At 68.3% G+C, this 15774-nt stretch carries 16 protein-coding genes; 14 read left to right on the top strand and 2 right to left on the bottom strand.

The window, feature by feature from the left end; all coding sequences use genetic code 11:
* The first annotated feature begins 9 nt into the window (after positions 1-9).
* Positions 10-714 carry an AraC family transcriptional regulator gene (locus tag O0J15_RS14905; protein ID WP_019660224.1) on the top strand — a complete coding sequence of 235 codons (705 nt, stop codon included), beginning with the start codon at positions 10-12 and terminating at the stop codon, positions 712-714.
* 9 nt (positions 715-723) lie between these two features.
* On the opposite strand, the gene O0J15_RS14900 is transcribed toward O0J15_RS14905, so the two are convergent.
* Positions 724-1602, bottom strand: coding sequence for a sterol desaturase family protein (locus O0J15_RS14900; RefSeq protein WP_227844431.1), 879 nt, complete (start codon positions 1600-1602; stop codon positions 724-726).
* 116 nt (positions 1603-1718) lie between these two features.
* Between O0J15_RS14900 and O0J15_RS14895 the strand changes: the two genes are divergently transcribed.
* The 7 genes from O0J15_RS14895 (at position 1719) to O0J15_RS14865 (ending at position 10412) form a co-directional block, all read left to right on the top strand.
* Positions 1719-2669, top strand: coding sequence for a LysR family transcriptional regulator (locus tag O0J15_RS14895; protein ID WP_209020392.1), 951 nt, complete (start codon positions 1719-1721; stop codon positions 2667-2669).
* Positions 2670-2761: 92 nt separating this feature from the next.
* A complete protein-coding gene (locus tag O0J15_RS14890) occupies positions 2762-3451 on the top strand; it encodes a DsbA family protein (protein WP_134735608.1) in 690 nt (229 codons plus the stop codon).
* Complete coding sequence (locus O0J15_RS14885) at positions 3448-4455, top strand: cyclase family protein (protein ID WP_134735607.1); 1008 nt, start codon at positions 3448-3450, stop codon at positions 4453-4455. The genes O0J15_RS14890 and O0J15_RS14885 overlap by 4 nt, the downstream gene beginning before the upstream one ends.
* Positions 4456-4673: 218 nt before the next feature.
* Complete coding sequence (gene imuA / locus O0J15_RS14880) at positions 4674-5288, top strand: translesion DNA synthesis-associated protein ImuA (protein WP_019660229.1); 615 nt, start codon at positions 4674-4676, stop codon at positions 5286-5288.
* Between the two features lie 9 nt (positions 5289-5297).
* The gene (locus tag O0J15_RS14875; protein ID WP_134735606.1) at positions 5298-6707 is read left to right on the top strand and encodes a DNA polymerase Y family protein; all 1410 of its coding nucleotides are present in this window, start codon (positions 5298-5300) and stop codon (positions 6705-6707) included.
* Positions 6708-6713: 6 nt separating this feature from the next.
* Positions 6714-9824 (top strand): error-prone DNA polymerase, encoded by a 3111-nt coding sequence (locus tag O0J15_RS14870; RefSeq protein ID WP_308305870.1) that lies wholly within the window; start codon positions 6714-6716, stop codon positions 9822-9824.
* Between the two features lie 81 nt (positions 9825-9905).
* Complete coding sequence (locus tag O0J15_RS14865) at positions 9906-10412, top strand: hypothetical protein (protein WP_308305869.1); 507 nt, start codon at positions 9906-9908, stop codon at positions 10410-10412.
* A gap of 102 nt (positions 10413-10514) precedes the next feature.
* On the opposite strand, the gene ptsJ is transcribed toward O0J15_RS14865, so the two are convergent.
* Positions 10515-11801, bottom strand: a complete 1287-nt coding sequence (ptsJ, locus tag O0J15_RS14860; protein ID WP_308305868.1) for a transcriptional regulator PtsJ — start codon at positions 11799-11801, stop codon at positions 10515-10517.
* 76 nt (positions 11802-11877) lie between these two features.
* Here ptsJ and O0J15_RS14855 point away from each other — a divergent pair, with 76 nt between their 5' ends.
* From O0J15_RS14855 to O0J15_RS14830, 6 genes are all read left to right on the top strand, one after another.
* Entirely contained in the window at positions 11878-12651 is a 774-nt protein-coding gene (locus O0J15_RS14855) for a YggS family pyridoxal phosphate-dependent enzyme (protein ID WP_134735603.1), read from the top strand.
* Positions 12648-13349, top strand: coding sequence for a glutamine amidotransferase (locus tag O0J15_RS14850; protein WP_019660234.1), 702 nt, complete (start codon positions 12648-12650; stop codon positions 13347-13349). Before O0J15_RS14855 ends, O0J15_RS14850 begins: the two co-directional genes overlap by 4 nt.
* Positions 13346-13570 (top strand): hypothetical protein, encoded by a 225-nt coding sequence (locus tag O0J15_RS14845; protein ID WP_010485009.1) that lies wholly within the window; start codon positions 13346-13348, stop codon positions 13568-13570. Before O0J15_RS14850 ends, O0J15_RS14845 begins: the two co-directional genes overlap by 4 nt.
* A gap of 108 nt (positions 13571-13678) precedes the next feature.
* Positions 13679-14185, top strand: a complete 507-nt coding sequence (locus O0J15_RS14840) for a hypothetical protein (RefSeq protein WP_134730727.1) — start codon at positions 13679-13681, stop codon at positions 14183-14185.
* 124 nt (positions 14186-14309) lie between these two features.
* Positions 14310-14819 carry an RNA polymerase sigma factor gene (locus tag O0J15_RS14835; RefSeq protein WP_134730729.1) on the top strand — a complete coding sequence of 170 codons (510 nt, stop codon included), beginning with the start codon at positions 14310-14312 and terminating at the stop codon, positions 14817-14819.
* On the top strand, positions 14816-15742 hold the full coding sequence (locus O0J15_RS14830) for a FecR domain-containing protein (RefSeq protein ID WP_134735602.1): 927 nt from the start codon (positions 14816-14818) through the stop codon (positions 15740-15742). Before O0J15_RS14835 ends, O0J15_RS14830 begins: the two co-directional genes overlap by 4 nt.
* Positions 15743-15774: the final 32 nt, after the last annotated feature.

The following is a 15774-nucleotide window of genomic DNA, read 5'->3' as shown; positions in this document are numbered from 1 at the left end:
CATCCACGCATGGCGTGGATCTACAATCCCGTCATGTCTTCCCCCGCCCTGCCCTGGAACGGCACGTTGCTGCTGGATGCGCACGCCGCCGTACTGCACGGTCATGCCGGTGACAGCGCTTCGCATGCGCACTACGCCCATCAACTGCTGTTGAGCGACGGTACGTCCTGGCACATCGAGATCGATGGCGTGCAGCAGCAGGGCCAACGGCTATGGCTGCCTTCGTTCCAGCCGCACGCGATCCTGTCAGCGCCGGAAGCGGGCTGTACGGTGTTCCTTGAGCCGGCGCATGCCGATCCCGAACAGATCCAGCGGCACCTGCATGCGCTGCCGGGTAACGCGCTGGCGCTGCACGACTGGCTGCCACGGCTGAGCCGCCCGCAACCGCTGGACCGCCGCGTGCAGGCGGCACTGGCCCGTATCGCCCAGCACCTGCCTGGCCCAGTGCCGGCTGCCGACATCGCCAAAGCGGCGCACCTATCGACCAGCCAGCTGCACCGGCGCTTCCAGTCCGAGCTGGCAGTGACCTTGCGCGGCTGGGTGCTGTGGCAACGGCTACGCACTGCGCTCACGCATCATCTGAGCGGTCACAACCTGACCGACAGTGCGCATGCCGCTGGATTCGCCGATCTGGCCCATCTCTCGCGCAGCCTGCGCCGCATGTTCGGCATCGGTGCCGCGCAGCTGCAGGGCCTGCAGCTGCACGCGGCCTGACATGTTCAATCATTCGCGCCTGCGCAGGCCTTCCGGCAACTCCGGCACCTCGCCATGCGGCAGTTCGCGGAACGGCGCCAGCAGCTGCCCCGGATAATCGCGCGGATAGTCCGGTTGGCTGCCGATGCCGAGGTCGCGTTGCTGCAGCCGATAGCCCGGTGCATCGAAGGCGGTCCCCAATAGGTGATCCCATGCGGTCAGGAACAGGCCGAAGTTGACGTCGCCGGCGGTGCCGTAACGCATGTGGTGGAAGCGGTGCAGCGGCGCCCATGCCATCACCCGGCCCAGCACGCCGGGACGCATGTCCACGTTGGAGTGCTGCAGCAGCAGCTGGATGGCAATGGCGAAGGCCAGCACCGCAGCCACCGGCATCGGCAGGCCCAACAGCAGCAGCGGCAGTACGCCACCCACCGCTTCGGCCGCCTGGTGCAGCGGGTGTTTCATCAGCCCGTTGAAGCCGTACATGCGGGTGACGCTGTGGTGCACCGCATGCAGCCGCCACAACCAGCCGATGCGATGGCTGGCGTAGTGCACCAGGGTGATGCCGAGATCAGCGCAGACGATGGCCAGCAGCGCCTGTAGCGCGAATGGCCACTGCAGAGGCCAGGCCTGCCACGGAATGATTGCCGCCAGCAGCGGCACCGCCGCGATCGACAGCAGGTTCAGGCTTTCATTGACCAGTGCATGCAGGGCGTCACGCAGGCTGTCGCCGTGGTCGTGATTGAACGCGGGGTCATACGGCCACGCGCGCTCGGCGGCGAACGAAACCGCAATGGCGGCCGCCAGCAAGGCCAGCAGCCACAGCGGGTCACCGTGGCAGTGGCCGATCCAGACGACGGCAGTGGCGACGAATCCAAGCAGGAACAGCGGGGCATACAGGCGGAGCATCCAGTGCTTCATGGGCAACCCGGAAAGTGAGGGGCCTGCATGCTGGCGTGGCGTGTGGGTTGCTGGCTTGAACAAACGGCGCAACTCTGCGGGCACCACGCTTCCCACATCCACGCATGGCGTGGATCTACAATGGCGCCCTCATCGCGCCCGGGGCCGGCATGGATTCCTTCAACCTGATGCGTGCCTTCCGTCGCATCGTCGAACGCGGCGGGCTCGCTCGTGCCGCCGAAGACCTGGGCATGTCGCCGGCCGGGCTCAGCAAACAGCTGCGCACGCTGGAAGCGCATCTGGGCGTGGTACTGCTGCAGCGGACCACGCGGCGCATGAGCCTGACCGAGACCGGCCACGCCTATTATCGCGAATGCTGCCGCCTGCTCGACGAACTGGACGCATTGGAACGTGGCATCGCCGAACAGCGTGGCGAGGTGGCCGGGCGCCTGCGCGTGAACGCGCCGCAGTCATTCGCACTGAGCACGCTGTCGCCGCTGCTGCCGCGCTTCCTGCAGCAGCATCCACAGTTGTCGCTGGACCTGGTGATGGAAGATCGCCTGCTCGATGCAGTCGGTGAGGGTTTCGATGTGTCGCTGCGGCTGCGTGCCGAACTGGATGATTCACGCCTGGTGGCGCGCCGGCTGGCGTCGCTGCAGCAGGTGCTGTGCGCGGCCCCGTCCTACCTGCGGCAGCATCCGGCACCGCAGGCGGTGGACGATCTGCAGGCGCACAGCGTGCTGGCTTACAGCCTGTCCGACTCACCGGGCAGCTGGCCGTTGCTCGGCCCTGATGGCCAGGTGACGATCACCCTGCCAGCGCGCGTCACCGTCAACAACAGCCTGCTGCTGCGCGACCTGCTGGTGGCCGGCATGGGCATCGGCGCCCTGCCCTCGTTCCTGGCCGCGCCGGCACTGGCCCGTGGCGAACTGCAGCAGGTGCTGCCCGACCACCGCTATCCGCCGCGCTTCGTGCATGCGGTCTACCCCACGTCGCGCCATCTGCAACCCAAGGTGCGTGCCTTCATCGATTTCCTGCACGCCGAGCTGCCCGGCTGCGCTGGCCTGGATTCGTAACCGCCAGCGAAAACTGAGCTGCCCGCGGCGTGCTGTTTCGGCCACGCGGCACTGCCTACTCTGCCACCTCCTCCTTCACCGATGGCAGGCAGATGTCTTCCGCTCCTTCCCCCGCCACCGCAGCGCCGGTGGTCGATTTCTTCCACGACGTGGTCTGCGGCTGGTGCTTCGTGCTGGCCCCGCGCCTGAAGCAGGTCTCCGCCGAACTCGGCATCCAGGTGCGCCACCGCAGCTTCGTGCTGCAGGACTCGCGCGCACAGATGGTCGAGGTGTTCGGCTCGATGGAGCGCGCCAAGGCGATCATCCTGCGCCACTGGACCGACTGCGCCGCGCATGAAGACACCGCACGCATCGATATCGAAGGCATGCGCGCGCAGGACTTCGAGTATCCGTCCGGCTGGCTCGGCGCACTGGCCTGCCAGGCTGCCGGCATGCTCGGTGGCAACGACGCCCATGGCGCGATGTTCGATGCCGTGCAATGGGCGCACCTGCACCAGCACCGCAACATCGGCGACGCCGAAGTCCTGCTGGATATCGCTGAATCGCTGGGCCATCCACGTGGCGCCTTCGCTGACCACATGCGCAGCGACGCAGTACGCCAGCGCGTGCAGGCCGATCGTGCCGACGCTGCCGCGCTCGGCATCCGTTCCATCCCCACTGTTATCGGCGGCAACGGCCTGCGCCTGCAGACCCTGCCGCTGCCACACCTGCGCCAGGCCCTGGCGCCCCTGGTCGCGGCCAGAGCCGCGCCCTCCACACTCTGCAAGGAGATTTCCCCATGACGCCACGTACCCTGACCACCGCGCTGGCCCTGCTGCTGGCCGGCACCGCAGCTTCCACCACCGTATCCGCGCACGAACGCGTCCCCTCCGGCCAGCAGGTCGGCACCAGCCCCTGGGGGCCGAAGGACGAGATCGGCCGCCTCAACCTGATCACCGAGGCCTCGCGTGCGGCGATCCTGTCGCGGGTCAGCGGCGGCAAGGCCTATGACCTGGCCACCGAGTACTACGTCGGCATGCCCAGCTGGCAGGATGCCGGCGACCCGCACTACCAGTTCTGGATGACCCACACCCCGCGCGGCACGGTGATGGACGACCCGATGGGCGTGGGCGAGACCATGAACCTCACCCGCAGCTACACCGGCACCGCGTTCTCGATGTACAGCCACACCGGCACCCACATCGATGCGCTGAACCACTTCGGCATCCACGGGAAGATCTGGAACGGCTTCGAGGCCGACAAGCATCTCGGCGATCGTGGCTGGAATGTCACCGGCATCGAGAAGTTCCCGCCGCTGATCGCGCGTGGCGTGCTGATCGACGTGGCCGCCGCCAAGGGCGTGGACATGCTGCCGGACAGCTATCGCGTCACCCGCCAGGACCTGAAGGATGCGCTGGCACGCCAGAAGGTGAAACTGCAGCAGGGCGACGTGGTGCTGATCCGCACCGGCCGCATGCGCCTGTTCGAACAGCCCAGGGCCTACATGGCCAACCCGCCGGGCATGGGCCTGGATGCGGCACGCTTCCTGGTCGAGGACGGCGGCGCGATGATCGTCGGTGCCGACAACCTCAGCTTCGAGACCTTCCCCTCCGAGGTGTCCGACGACTACGTGCCGCTGCACACCTACCTGCTGGCACAGCAGGGTGCGCCGATCATCGAGCTGGTGGCGCTGGACGAACTGGCCCGCGACAAGGTCTACGAATTCGCCTTCATCGGCGGCCCGCTGAAGATCCGCGGTGGCGATGCCGCCCCCCTGCGCCCGGTGGCGTTGCCGGTCCACCCGTAACCGCATCCTGTGGGTGCCGACCTTGGCCGGCACTCCCACCCCCTTCAGCAACCTGAAACCCGGCCCTCGGATTTCATTAGTAATTCTACTTACAACGCGAGTAGCATGTCTGGTCTCAGCCCCTGATACCGGCCCGTCGATACTCGCGCCATGCCCGCCGTTTCCGCCCGTTCCTGCCGTTTCCAGCCCACCCGGCGCCTCCCCGGGAGGATCGGCTGATGGGTGCGGTCGTTGCCCTCGACCGGCTGCTGGACGGGCGCCAGCTGTGGCGCGGCCCGGCCCGCCAGGGCCCAGCCAGCGACCATCTGGCCAGCGGCCATCCGGCACTGGATGCACGCCTGCCCGGCGGCGGCTGGCCGGCCAGCGGACTGTGCGAGGTGCTGCAGGCGGCGCCCGGCGTTGGCGAACTGGCGCTGGTATGGCCGGCACTGGCCAGGCTGAGCCAGCGCGACCGCCCGATCGTCCTGGTCGCTCCGCCCTACCGTCCGCATGCCCCGGCCTGGGCCGCCGCCGGGCTGGACCTGGGCCAGTTGCAGATCATCCACGCCGCGCCGAAGCAGGCACTGTGGGCCGCCGAACAGTGCCTGCGCTCTGCGGCCTGCGCGGCGGTACTGTGCTGGCCGCACCAGGCCGACGACCGTTCACTGCGCCGGCTGCAGGTGGCTGCCGACAGCGGCCAGTGCCTGGGCTTCGTGTTCCGCGAGGCGCAGGCCGCGCGCAATCCCTCTCCGGCCAGCCTGCGCCTGCAGCTCGACCACGGCCAGGTGCGGGTGCTGAAGTGCCGTGGCGGGTTGCCGCCGGCGCAGCCGTTGCCGCTGGCCATCGCCCACTGAGGACGCGCCATGCACTGGGCCTGCCTGTTGTTGCCGCAGCTGGCGCTGGACAGCGTGCTGCGCCTGCAGCCGGATCCGCAGCGGCCGCTGGTCCTGCTGCAGGGGCCGGCGCAGCGTCGCGTGCTGCGCGCGGTCAGCCCGTCGGCACGTGCAGCAGGGCTGCGCCCGGGCATGCTGCTTTCGGCTGCGCAGGTACTGGTGCAGGACATGCAGCTGCACGACTACGACCCGAGTGCCGAACAGCACACCCGGCAGCTGCTGGCCAGCTGGGCCTATGCCTACAGCTCGCAGGTCAGCCTCGATTTTCCGCATGCGCTGGTGCTGGAAATCGGTGCCAGCCGCGCCCTGTTCGGTGACTGGCTGACGATCCAGCAGCGCCTGCGCAACGAACTGCACGAACTCGGCTTCCGCCACCGCCTGGTGGCCGCGCCCACCGCGCATGCCGCGCGCGTGCTGGCCAACGTTCACGACGGCCTCGGCATCGATGCGCAGCAGCTGCCGGCGGCGCTGGCGCAGCTGCCCCTGGCACGTTGCGGCCTGCCCAGCGAGGCGGTGACCGTGCTTGGCCGTTCCGGCCTGCGCACGCTGGGGGCGGTGCTCAAGCTGCCGCGCGACAGCCTGGCCCGGCGCTTCGCCCCCGAGGTCCTGCAGCAGCTGGATGCATTGCGCGGGCTGCCCACCGCGCCATTGCGCTACTACCAGCCACCGGACCGTTTCGATGCGCGCATCGAATTCGAATACGAGATCGAATCCAGCCAGGCCCTGCTGTTCCCGCTGCGCCGCCTGCTGCTCGACCTGGCCGCCTTCCTGTGCTCGCGCGATGGCGGCGTGCAGCGCTTCGACCTGCATTTCGAGCATGACCTGTTGCCGGCCAGCGTGCTGACCATCGGCCTGTTGGCGCCCGAGCGCGATCCCACGCTGCTGTTCGAGATCGCACGCAACCGCATGGAAGCGTTCGTCCTGCCGGCCGGCAGCCGCGCACTGCGACTGCAGGCCGAACAGCTGCCGCCGTTCGTACCCGCCGCGCGTGACCTGTTCGATACCCGTCCGGCGCAGGCGATGCCGTGGAACCAGCTGCGTGAGCGCCTGCGCGCGCGGCTCGGCGATGACGCCGTGCAGCCGCTGGCAGTGCAGGCCGACCATCGTCCCGAACGCGCCAGTGGCACCCAGCCACCGGCCAAGCCCCCGTCGTACTGGCCACTGCGCCCCGGCTGGTTGCTGGATGCGCCGCAACCGCTGCGTGATCCGAGGCTGCGCATCGTCACCGGACCGGAGCGGATCGAATCGGGCTGGTGGGACCAGGCCGACGCGCGCCGCGACTATTACGTGGTGGAAACCGCGCATGGCCAGCGCGGCTGGGCTTTCCGTGACCGCAACAATCCACATGCGCCGTGGATGCTGCACGGCTGGTTCGGCTGAGCCGCCATGCACAGCGAACTGCCCGGCTACGCCGAACTGCACTGCCTGTCGGCCTTCAGTTTCCAGCGCGGTGCTTCGATCGCCGAAGAGTTGTTCGCGCGCGCCGCGGGCCAAGGCTACCGCGCGTTGGCGATCACCGACGAATGCTCGCTGGCCGGCATCGTGCGCGCCTGGCAGGCAGCGAAGACACATGGCGTGGCACTGATCGTCGGCGCCGAATTCCAGGTCGAGGACGGGCCGAAGCTGGCCTTGCTGTGCACCGACCAGACCGCCTATGCCGGGCTGTGCCAGTTGATCACGACCTGTCGGCGGCGGGCTGCCAAGGGCGAGTACCGCTGCCTGCGCGACGATCTGCTCGGCCTGCCCGACGGTTTGTTGTGCCTGTGGCTGGACCGGCAGCCATCCGCCACCGATCTCGAGTTGCTGCGCACCGGCTTCGATGATCGGCTGTGGCTGGCGGTGGAACTGCACCGTGAACACGATGACGCACGCCGCCTGCAGCAGCTGCGGGCCTTCGGCGAACGCCACCGCCTGCCCCTGGTCGCCAGTGGCGATGTGCATATGCACGTGCGCCGCCGCCGTGCCCTGCAGGACACACTGACCGCGATCCGCCACCGCTGCAGCGTGGCCGAGGCCGGCTGGCGCCTGTTTCCCAATGGCGAGCGCCACCTGCGCCCGCGTACCGCGCTGGCCCAGCTGTATCCGCCCGAACTGCTGGCTGAAACCCTGCGCATCGCCGAACGCTGCCACTTCACCCTGGAACAGCTGCAGTACACCTATCCGCGTGAGCTGGTGCCCGAAGGACACGATCCGGACAGCTGGCTGCGCGTGCTGGTCGAGCGCGGCATCCGGTGGCGCTGGAAAGGCGGCATCGAAGCGAAGCAACGCACGCAGATCGAGCACGAACTGGCGCTGATCAAGCAGAAGAACTACGCCTCCTACTTCCTCACCGTGCAGGACATCGTGCGCTTTGCGCGCAGCCAGGACATCCTCTGCCAGGGCCGTGGCTCAGCGGCCAACTCAGCGGTGTGCTTCGTGCTGGGCGTGACCGAGATCGACCCGGCACGCAGCAACCTGCTGTTCGAGCGCTTCATTTCCGCCGAGCGCGACGAGCCGCCGGATATCGACATCGACTTCGAGCACGAGCGTCGCGAGGAGGTGCTGCAGTACGTGTTCAAGCGCTACGGCCGCGAGCGCGCCGCACTGACCGCGGTGGCGATCAGCTACCGTGGCCGCAGCGCGATCCGCGACGTGGCCCGCGCACTGGGCCTGCCGATGGACCAGGTCAACGAACTGGGCGCGGCGATGGACCACTGGGGCGGCAACATCCCATTGCCGGAAACCCTGCGCGAGCGCGGTTTCGATCCGGACACGCCGTTGATGCGGCGCCTGCTGGCGCTGACCGCCGAGCTGATCGACTTCCCGCGCCACCTGTCGCAGCATCCGGGCGGTTTCGTCATCTCCGAGCATCCGCTGTCGACCCTGGTGCCGGTGGAGAACGCGGCGATGGCCGATCGCACCGTCATCCAGTGGGACAAGGACGATCTGGATGCCACCGGCCTGATGAAGGTCGACTGCCTGGCGCTGGGCATGCTCACCGCCATCCGCAAATGCCTGGCGATGTTGAAGCAGCACGGCCTGCACGAAGGGCGCATGGACGCCATCCCGCCCAAGGATGCGAAGACCTTCGACATGATCTGCGCCGCCGATACCATCGGCGTGTTCCAGATCGAATCGCGCGCACAGATGGCGATGCTGCCGCGCATGCAGCCGCGCACGTTCTATGACCTGGTGATCGAAGTGGCGATCGTGCGCCCCGGACCGATCCAGGGCGACATGGTGCATCCCTACCTGGAGCGGCGGCGGATCCTGCGCGAACAGGGCCCGGAGGCACTGAACGATCCGGACAATCCGCTCTACCCACCGCAGCTGGAACGCGTGTTCGCACGCACGCTGGGCGTGCCGCTGTTCCAGGAACAGGTGATGCAACTGGCGGTGGAAGCAGCCGGCTACACGCCGGGCCAGGCCGATGCCCTGCGCCGCTCGATGGCGGCGTGGAAGCGCCGTGGCGGTCTGGAACCGCATCGCGAGAAGCTGCTGGCCGGCATGCTGGAGAACGGCTTCAGCCGCGAATACGGCGAGCACCTGTTCGAGCAGATCAAGGGCTTCGGCGATTACGGCTTCCCGGAAAGCCACGCCGCCAGCTTCGCCCTGCTGACCTATAACAGCTGCTGGCTGAAGTGCCACCACCCGGCCGCATTCACTGCCAGCCTGATCAACAGCCAGCCGCTGGGTTTCTACAGCCCCGACCAGCTGCTGCAGGACGCGCGGCGGCATGGCATTACCGTTCTTCCCGTGGACGTACGCCACAGCGACTGGGACTGCACGCTGGACTTCAGCAGGGGGCCGGCGGCGATCCGCCTGGGCCTGCGCCTGATCGACGGCTGCAACGAAGGTGCCGTGCAGGCCATCATGCGCGAGCGCGCGCGGCGCCCGTTCGACGACGTCGGCGACCTGTGCCAGCGCACCGCACTGGACCGCCGCCAGCAGGGCCTGCTGGCCGATGCCGGGGCACTGCGCGGGCTCAGCGGCCATCGCCATCGTGCACGCTGGGATATCTCGGGCGTGGAAAACCGGCTGCCGCTGTTCGATCAGGCCCGCGCCACTGCCGAAGCCCGCGTGCCGTTGCCCCTGCCCAGCGCCTGGGCGGACATGCAGGCCGATTATCGCAGCACCGGTACCACCCTCGGCCGCCACCCGATTTCGTTCCTGCGCGCGCAACTGCGCAGCCGTGGCTGTCTGGACGCTGCACAGCTGGCCGGGCATGGCCATGGCCGTCGCGTGCGCATCGCCGGCCTGGTACGCATGCGCCAGCGCCCGCAGACCGCCAGCGGCGTCACCTTCCTCACGCTCGAAGATGAGACCGGCATGGTCAACGCCGTGGTCTGGCGACACCTGGCCGATCGCCAGCACCGGGTGCTGGTCGATACCCAGCTGATGCAGATCGATGGCCGCCTGGAAAGCGTCGATGGCGTGCAGCACGTCATCGTGCAGCGCATGCACTGCCTGGATGAACTGCTGCAGGGACTGCGCAGCCACAGCCGCGATTTCCACTGACGATACACAACGTCACACAACGAACTGGCCATTGCCGGTCCGCATCCGCTATCGTCGGCACATCCAAGGAAGGACGACCCGATGCCCCGTGCGCTGCTGCTGACCACCCTGGTGGTCTCGACCCTCGCCCTGCTGGTTTCCGGCTGGACCGCCTGGAGCCTGCATCGCAGCCAATCACCACAGCGCATCATCGAGGCGCGCGGGCTGGTCATCCACGATGCAAGCGGCCAGCCGCGGGTGATCCTCGGCGCACCGGTTCCCGATCCGCTCAGCCAGGGCCGCACCCAGGGGCCGCGCGCCACTGCGCTGTCCGGCCTGATCCTGCTCGGTCCCAATGGTTCCGAACGCGGCGGCTACGGCACCAGCGACCGCGGCGGCGAAGCCCTGCTGACCCTGGACGATGCCACCGGCACCACTGAAGTATTCAAAGTCGTCGCCAACCCGGACCGCGGCGCCAGCCTGATGGTCAAGCACCAGAACAACACCGGCGCCATGCTCACCTCCTGGCAGGGCAAGCCGGAGCTGATGTTCGTCGATGACAGTGGCCAGTCCTACTACGTGCGCCCAGGCGCCAACGCCGCGCCCTGATCTGCTTGTGTAGAGTCGAGCCATGCTCGACTGCTTCTATCAACAGCAGCCGAGCATGGCTCGGCTCTACAAAGGCGAAGCAACGTCGAGCATGGCTCGACGCTACAGACCGCACACCGCCGCCAGGTCATCAGCCAGCTGCCGCAGCTGCGTTGCCCCCAGCGCAGCGCAGGTGATGCGCAGGCCATGCCCCGGCGCTGCCACCGCGAACACTTCGCCCGCGCGCACATGCCATCCGCGCGAAGCCAGGGCCAGCACCTGCGGATGGCTGTCGGCCTGCAACGGCAGCCACAGGTTCAACCCTTCCATCGGCTGTGGCGTCGGTACGCCACGCGCACGCAGCAGCTCCTGCAACGACCGCAGGCGTTGCTGGTAACGCTCACCTGCCGAGGCAATCTTCGCCCGCTGCGTTGCCGACGCCAGCACCGAGGTCGCCGCATCCTGCAGCAGGTGACTGACCCAGCCGGTGCCGGATGCCAATCGCAGCCGCAGCCGCATCGCGGTCTCTTCATCGCAGGCCAGCCAGGCCAGCCGCAGGTCCGGGCCGAGCGGTTTGGACAACGAACGCAGCAGCGCCCAGCGCCGGCCATCCAGCGGCAGCACCGAGTGATAGGCCTGCTGCGAGAGCAGCGCGTAGTGATCGTCGATCAACACCGCAACCTGCGGATAGGCGGCCAGCAGCTGCCGCAACGCCCGCGCCCGCTTCGCATCCAGGCTGGCCCCGGTCGGGTTGTGTGCCCGCGGGGTCAGCAACACCGCGCGTGCACCGGCCTCCAGTGCCTGCCGCAGCGAATCGACCTGCATGCCATGCGCGTCCACCGCCACCGGCAACGGCGCGTGACCCACCGCGTTGAGCACGTTGAGGCTGCCGAGGAAGCACGGATCCTCCACCGCGATGCGATCCCCCGGCAGCAGCCACGCCGACAGCAGGCGTTCGATGCCATCGACCGCACCATGGGTCAGTTCCAGCGCATAGCCCTCCGGGCAGTCCGCATCCAGCGAGGCGCGTGCCAGCGCCTCCAACCTCGGTTCGACCGTACCCACGCCATACAGCCGTGGCGCCGCCGGAGCCAGGCGCAGGTTCGGCAGCAGGCGCGGATCCGGATTGCCACCGGCCAGGTCCTGCAGCGCCAGCCCGGGCGTACTGCCCTCGCGCGCCAGCGGCGGCGGCAGGCCACGCACCACCGTGCCGCGGCGGCCCGCCGTGCTGGCCAGGCCCGCCGCATCCAGGCGCTTGTAGGCAGCGGCCACGGTGTTGCGGTTCACGCCCAGCTGCTCGGCCAGTTCACGCACCGGCGGCAGCACGCTGCCGGCCGGCAGGCGGCCCTCGCCGATGCCCTCACGGATGCTGTCGAAGATCGACTCGGCGCTATGCCCGGTGATTTTCATTTTGTCCTATGCCAAAATATCTCTTGTCCTGTGCCAGTGTATCCCACCCTGGCCGCCCTGCATTGGAGGTGCCCGCATGCCCCTTGCCGCCGCCGACTGGCCCGTCGCCCAGTCCGTTGAACAGATCGCCGCCAACCTGGTCACGGTGCGCCAACGCATCGCCGATGCCTGCGCCCGCGTCGGCCGGGACCCGGCCAGCGTGCGCCTGCTGCCGGTCAGCAAGACCGTCGATGACGCCCGCATCCGCATGGCGGTAGCCGCAGGCTGCCACGAACTGGGCGAGAACAAGGTGCAGGAGGCACAACGCAAGGCTGAAACGATGGCCGACCTGGGCGTGCACTGGTCGGTGATCGGCCATCTGCAGACCAACAAGGCGCGCTACGTGGCGCGCTTTGCCAGCGAGTTCCAGGCGCTGGACAGCCTGCGCGTAGCCGAGGCCCTGCAGCAGCGCCTGCAACTGGAAGACCGCACGCTGGATGTGTTCGTGCAGGTCAACACCTCCGCCGAACCCAGCAAGTACGGCCTGGAATCCGCTGCCGTCGAGGCCTTTGTGCAGCAGCTTCCAGCGTTCGATCGCCTGCACGTGCGCGGCCTGATGACCCTGGCCATCTTCACCCCCGATGTCGAGCGCGTGCGCGCCTGCTTCGTGCGCCTGCGCGAACTGCGCGACCAGCTGCAGCGCACCGCCCCGCCCGGCCTCGACCTGTCGCAGCTGTCGATGGGCATGTCCGGTGATTTCGAAGTGGCCATCGAGGAAGGTGCCACCGTGGTCCGCGTCGGCCAGGCCATCTTCGGTGCCCGTGCCACCCCGGACAGTTTCTACTGGCCGAACAGCGGAGCACCGGCATGAAGCACGCGGTTGTCCTGCAACACGTTGCCTTTGAAGACCTTGGCACCCTGAAACCGTTGCTGCTGGCGCAGGGCTGGCAGCTGCACGTGCTGCAGGCCGGCGTCGATGTGCTCGATGGCGCCGAAACCGCCGATCTGCTGGTCGTGCTGGGCGGTCCCATCAGTGCCAATGACACAGGGACCTATCCCTTCGTCAACGACAGCATTGCCCTGCTGCAGCGCCGGCTGCAGCGGCAGCGGCCCACCCTCGGCATCTGCCTGGGTGCACAGCTGATGGCGCGGGCACTCGGTGCCAGTGTCGCTCCCAGTGGTGGCAAGGAAATCGGCTTTGCGCCACTGCTGCTGACCGATGAAGGCCAGCGTTCTCCGCTGCAGTCCCTGCAGGGCATTCCGGTACTGCATTGGCATGGTGAAGCGTTCGAACTTCCGGCCGGTGCACGCCGCCTGGCCAGCACGCCGGCCTGCCGTCACCAGGCATTCGCCATCGGCAGCCACGCACTGGCCCTGCAATGCCATCCGGAACTGGACGCCCGCCAGTTCGAGCGTTGGCTGATCGGCCACACGCTGGAGCTGGCCCAGGCCGGCATCGATCCCAACGACCTTCGCGCGCAGGCGCGTCGCTATGGCGCACCACTGGCTGCGGCCGCCACCGCGATGTTCGACCATTGGCTGCAGGACCTGCCGGAGACACCACAATGAACTACCGATTGCAGATCCACCGCGATGGTGCCCACTGGGGTCACTTCGACTGCAGCGGCCCCGATGCCCTGCAACGCATGGACGCCATCGCCGCACAGCTGCCTGCCGATCAGGGCTTCCAGCTGAAACGGCAGAAAGGGGTCAGCGAAGAGCGCATCCTGTCCAGCAATGCCGATGGCCTGCGCGTACTGGCTTCGCAGATCCAGTACCGCGACATCTGACCCGACGATGGTAGTGCCGCCCGCTGGTCGGCATCCGACGGGAGAACAGGTTTGCCGGCCAGCGGCCGGCACTACCCTGGCTGTTCGCCCGCGTGCGAAGCTTCACGGATGCTGACCCTGCAACGCGGCAGCCACCACGGACTGCTCATCGCCCCGCGCTGGCCCTCCACCCGCATCCAACTGGAAGAAGAGGTACTGCAACGCCTGCTCGACGCGCAGGCAATGCTGCCTGCCGGGCTGCGCCTGCTGCTCACTCGTGGCTTCGAACCCGGCCACAGCCGTCTCGGCGGCTTCCGCCGCGTGGTGCGACGGCTCGGCATTGCAGTGTTCCGCACCTGCTACCCGCAGCGCCGCGATGAGATCGATGCCATCTTCGGTACCAACGGCCACGACATTGATGGCCGTCATATCGATGTCTCACTGGTACTGCACGGCAAGCGGCTGCGGCTGCTGCCCCTGGGCGTGTTCACCCCACCGCGCTGGCAGGATCGTCGCATCGCCCATCATGCCGAAGCGGTCGCGCGGGTGAAGCGCAGCCTGCAGCATTGCGGCTTCGAACTGCATCGCAACCCCACCGAAGCCCTGCAGATCCACTGCGACTACCGCCCGCGCTGACGCTGCGGCGGCCCATGCATGCTGCGCCTCATGCCATAGATGCAAATGATTCTCTTTTGCTGTAAGGTGCAGCCGCTGCCCTTGCCGCCGCGGGCTGTTCCCTTTCCCAGTTGTCGCCCGCCCCGTGTCCACGCCTGTCGAACCGACGGATGTCGCGCAGCTGTGCGCGGCCCACTACCAGCCGCTGCACGCCCATGTCCGCCGTAAACTCCCGCAACGCAGCGACGCCGATGATGTCGTCCAGGAGACCTGGCTGCGCGTCGTCAGAATCGCCGCCAGTGGCCTGCTGAGCAATGGCCGCGCCTACCTGTACCGCGTCGCCCACAACCTGATCGCCGATCACTACCGGCAACGCCAGCGCCGTCGCGAAGAGGTGCTGGATGACACGCAGTTGAATGCCATCGCCGATCCTGCGCCGCTGCCCGAGCAGCGACTGCTCGACGCCGAACAACTGCGCCACCTCGACGCGATCATCGCCGCGCTGCCGCCACGCTCGCGCCAGGTGTTCCTGCTGGCCCGTGTGGAACAGTTGGCGCTGGCCGAGATCGGGCGCCAGCTGGGGATCAGCCGGCAGACCGCGCACGGCCATCTGCTGCGCGCCCTGGTCGCGTTGCAGCAGGTGCCGGGCGCATGAGCCAGGAGACCATTGCACGCGAAGCTGCACGCTGGTGGCTGGATGCGCACGACGGCGGCCGCGATGAGAACGCGTTCGAGCAATGGTGCCGGGCCGATCCACGCCATGCGGCGCAGTACCTGCACCTGCAGGAGTTGTGGCAGGCCGGTGCGGCGACGCCCAGCCTGCAGCGGCAGCAGCAGCGCAGGCAACGCCGTCGCCTGCGCGAAGCCGGCATTGCGGTTCTGTTGCTGTGCGCGCTGGGTCTCTACAGCCGCCATGCCTCGCCACCCGTGGCACAGGTACTGCGTACGGCCGCTGGCGAGATCCGCGAGGAAACTCTTCCGGATGGTTCGCATGTCCTGCTGTCACCTGGCAGCGAAGTGAAGGTGCGCATCGATGGGCAGCGCCGCCAGCTCCAGCTGCAGCGCGGCCAGGCCTGGTTCCAGGTCGCCGCCGATGCCGACCGGCCCTTCCAGGTACACACCCCACAGGGCACCGTCACTGCACTGGGGACCGCATTCGACCTTGCCGTGCAGGGCAACAGCAGCGTGGTCACCGTTACCGAGCATCGCGTGCGCGTGGACAGCGGCAACGCCAGCATGCTGGCCAACGACGGCGAGCAGCTGCGCTTCGATGGGCAGTCAACAGCCCATGCAACAACCACCGCCCCCGGAACACTGGCCTGGCGCGAGCGGCGCCTGCACTGGGCCTCGGCCCCGCTGGCCGACGTCACGCAGGGCCTGGACCGCTGGCACGGTGGGCACACGTGGGTCGTCGGCGAGCAGCTGCGCCAGCAGCCGGTCACCCTGCTTGGCAGTGCCGACGGTGCAGCCAGCAACCGCGACCAGTTGGCCACTCAGTTGCAGGTGCGCGTGCTGCACCTCGGCGCGGGGATACAGGTGTGGCTGCCGCCACGCCGGGAACGGCGTGATGGACCCTGACATCCGGCCTGCGGCTGCGTCTACCCAGGATG

The organism is Stenotrophomonas sp. Sm10 (assembly GCF_030985515.1).
Taxonomy (GTDB): domain Bacteria; phylum Pseudomonadota; class Gammaproteobacteria; order Xanthomonadales; family Xanthomonadaceae; genus Stenotrophomonas; species Stenotrophomonas hibiscicola.
This window is presented reverse-complemented; position numbering and strand designations above follow the sequence as displayed.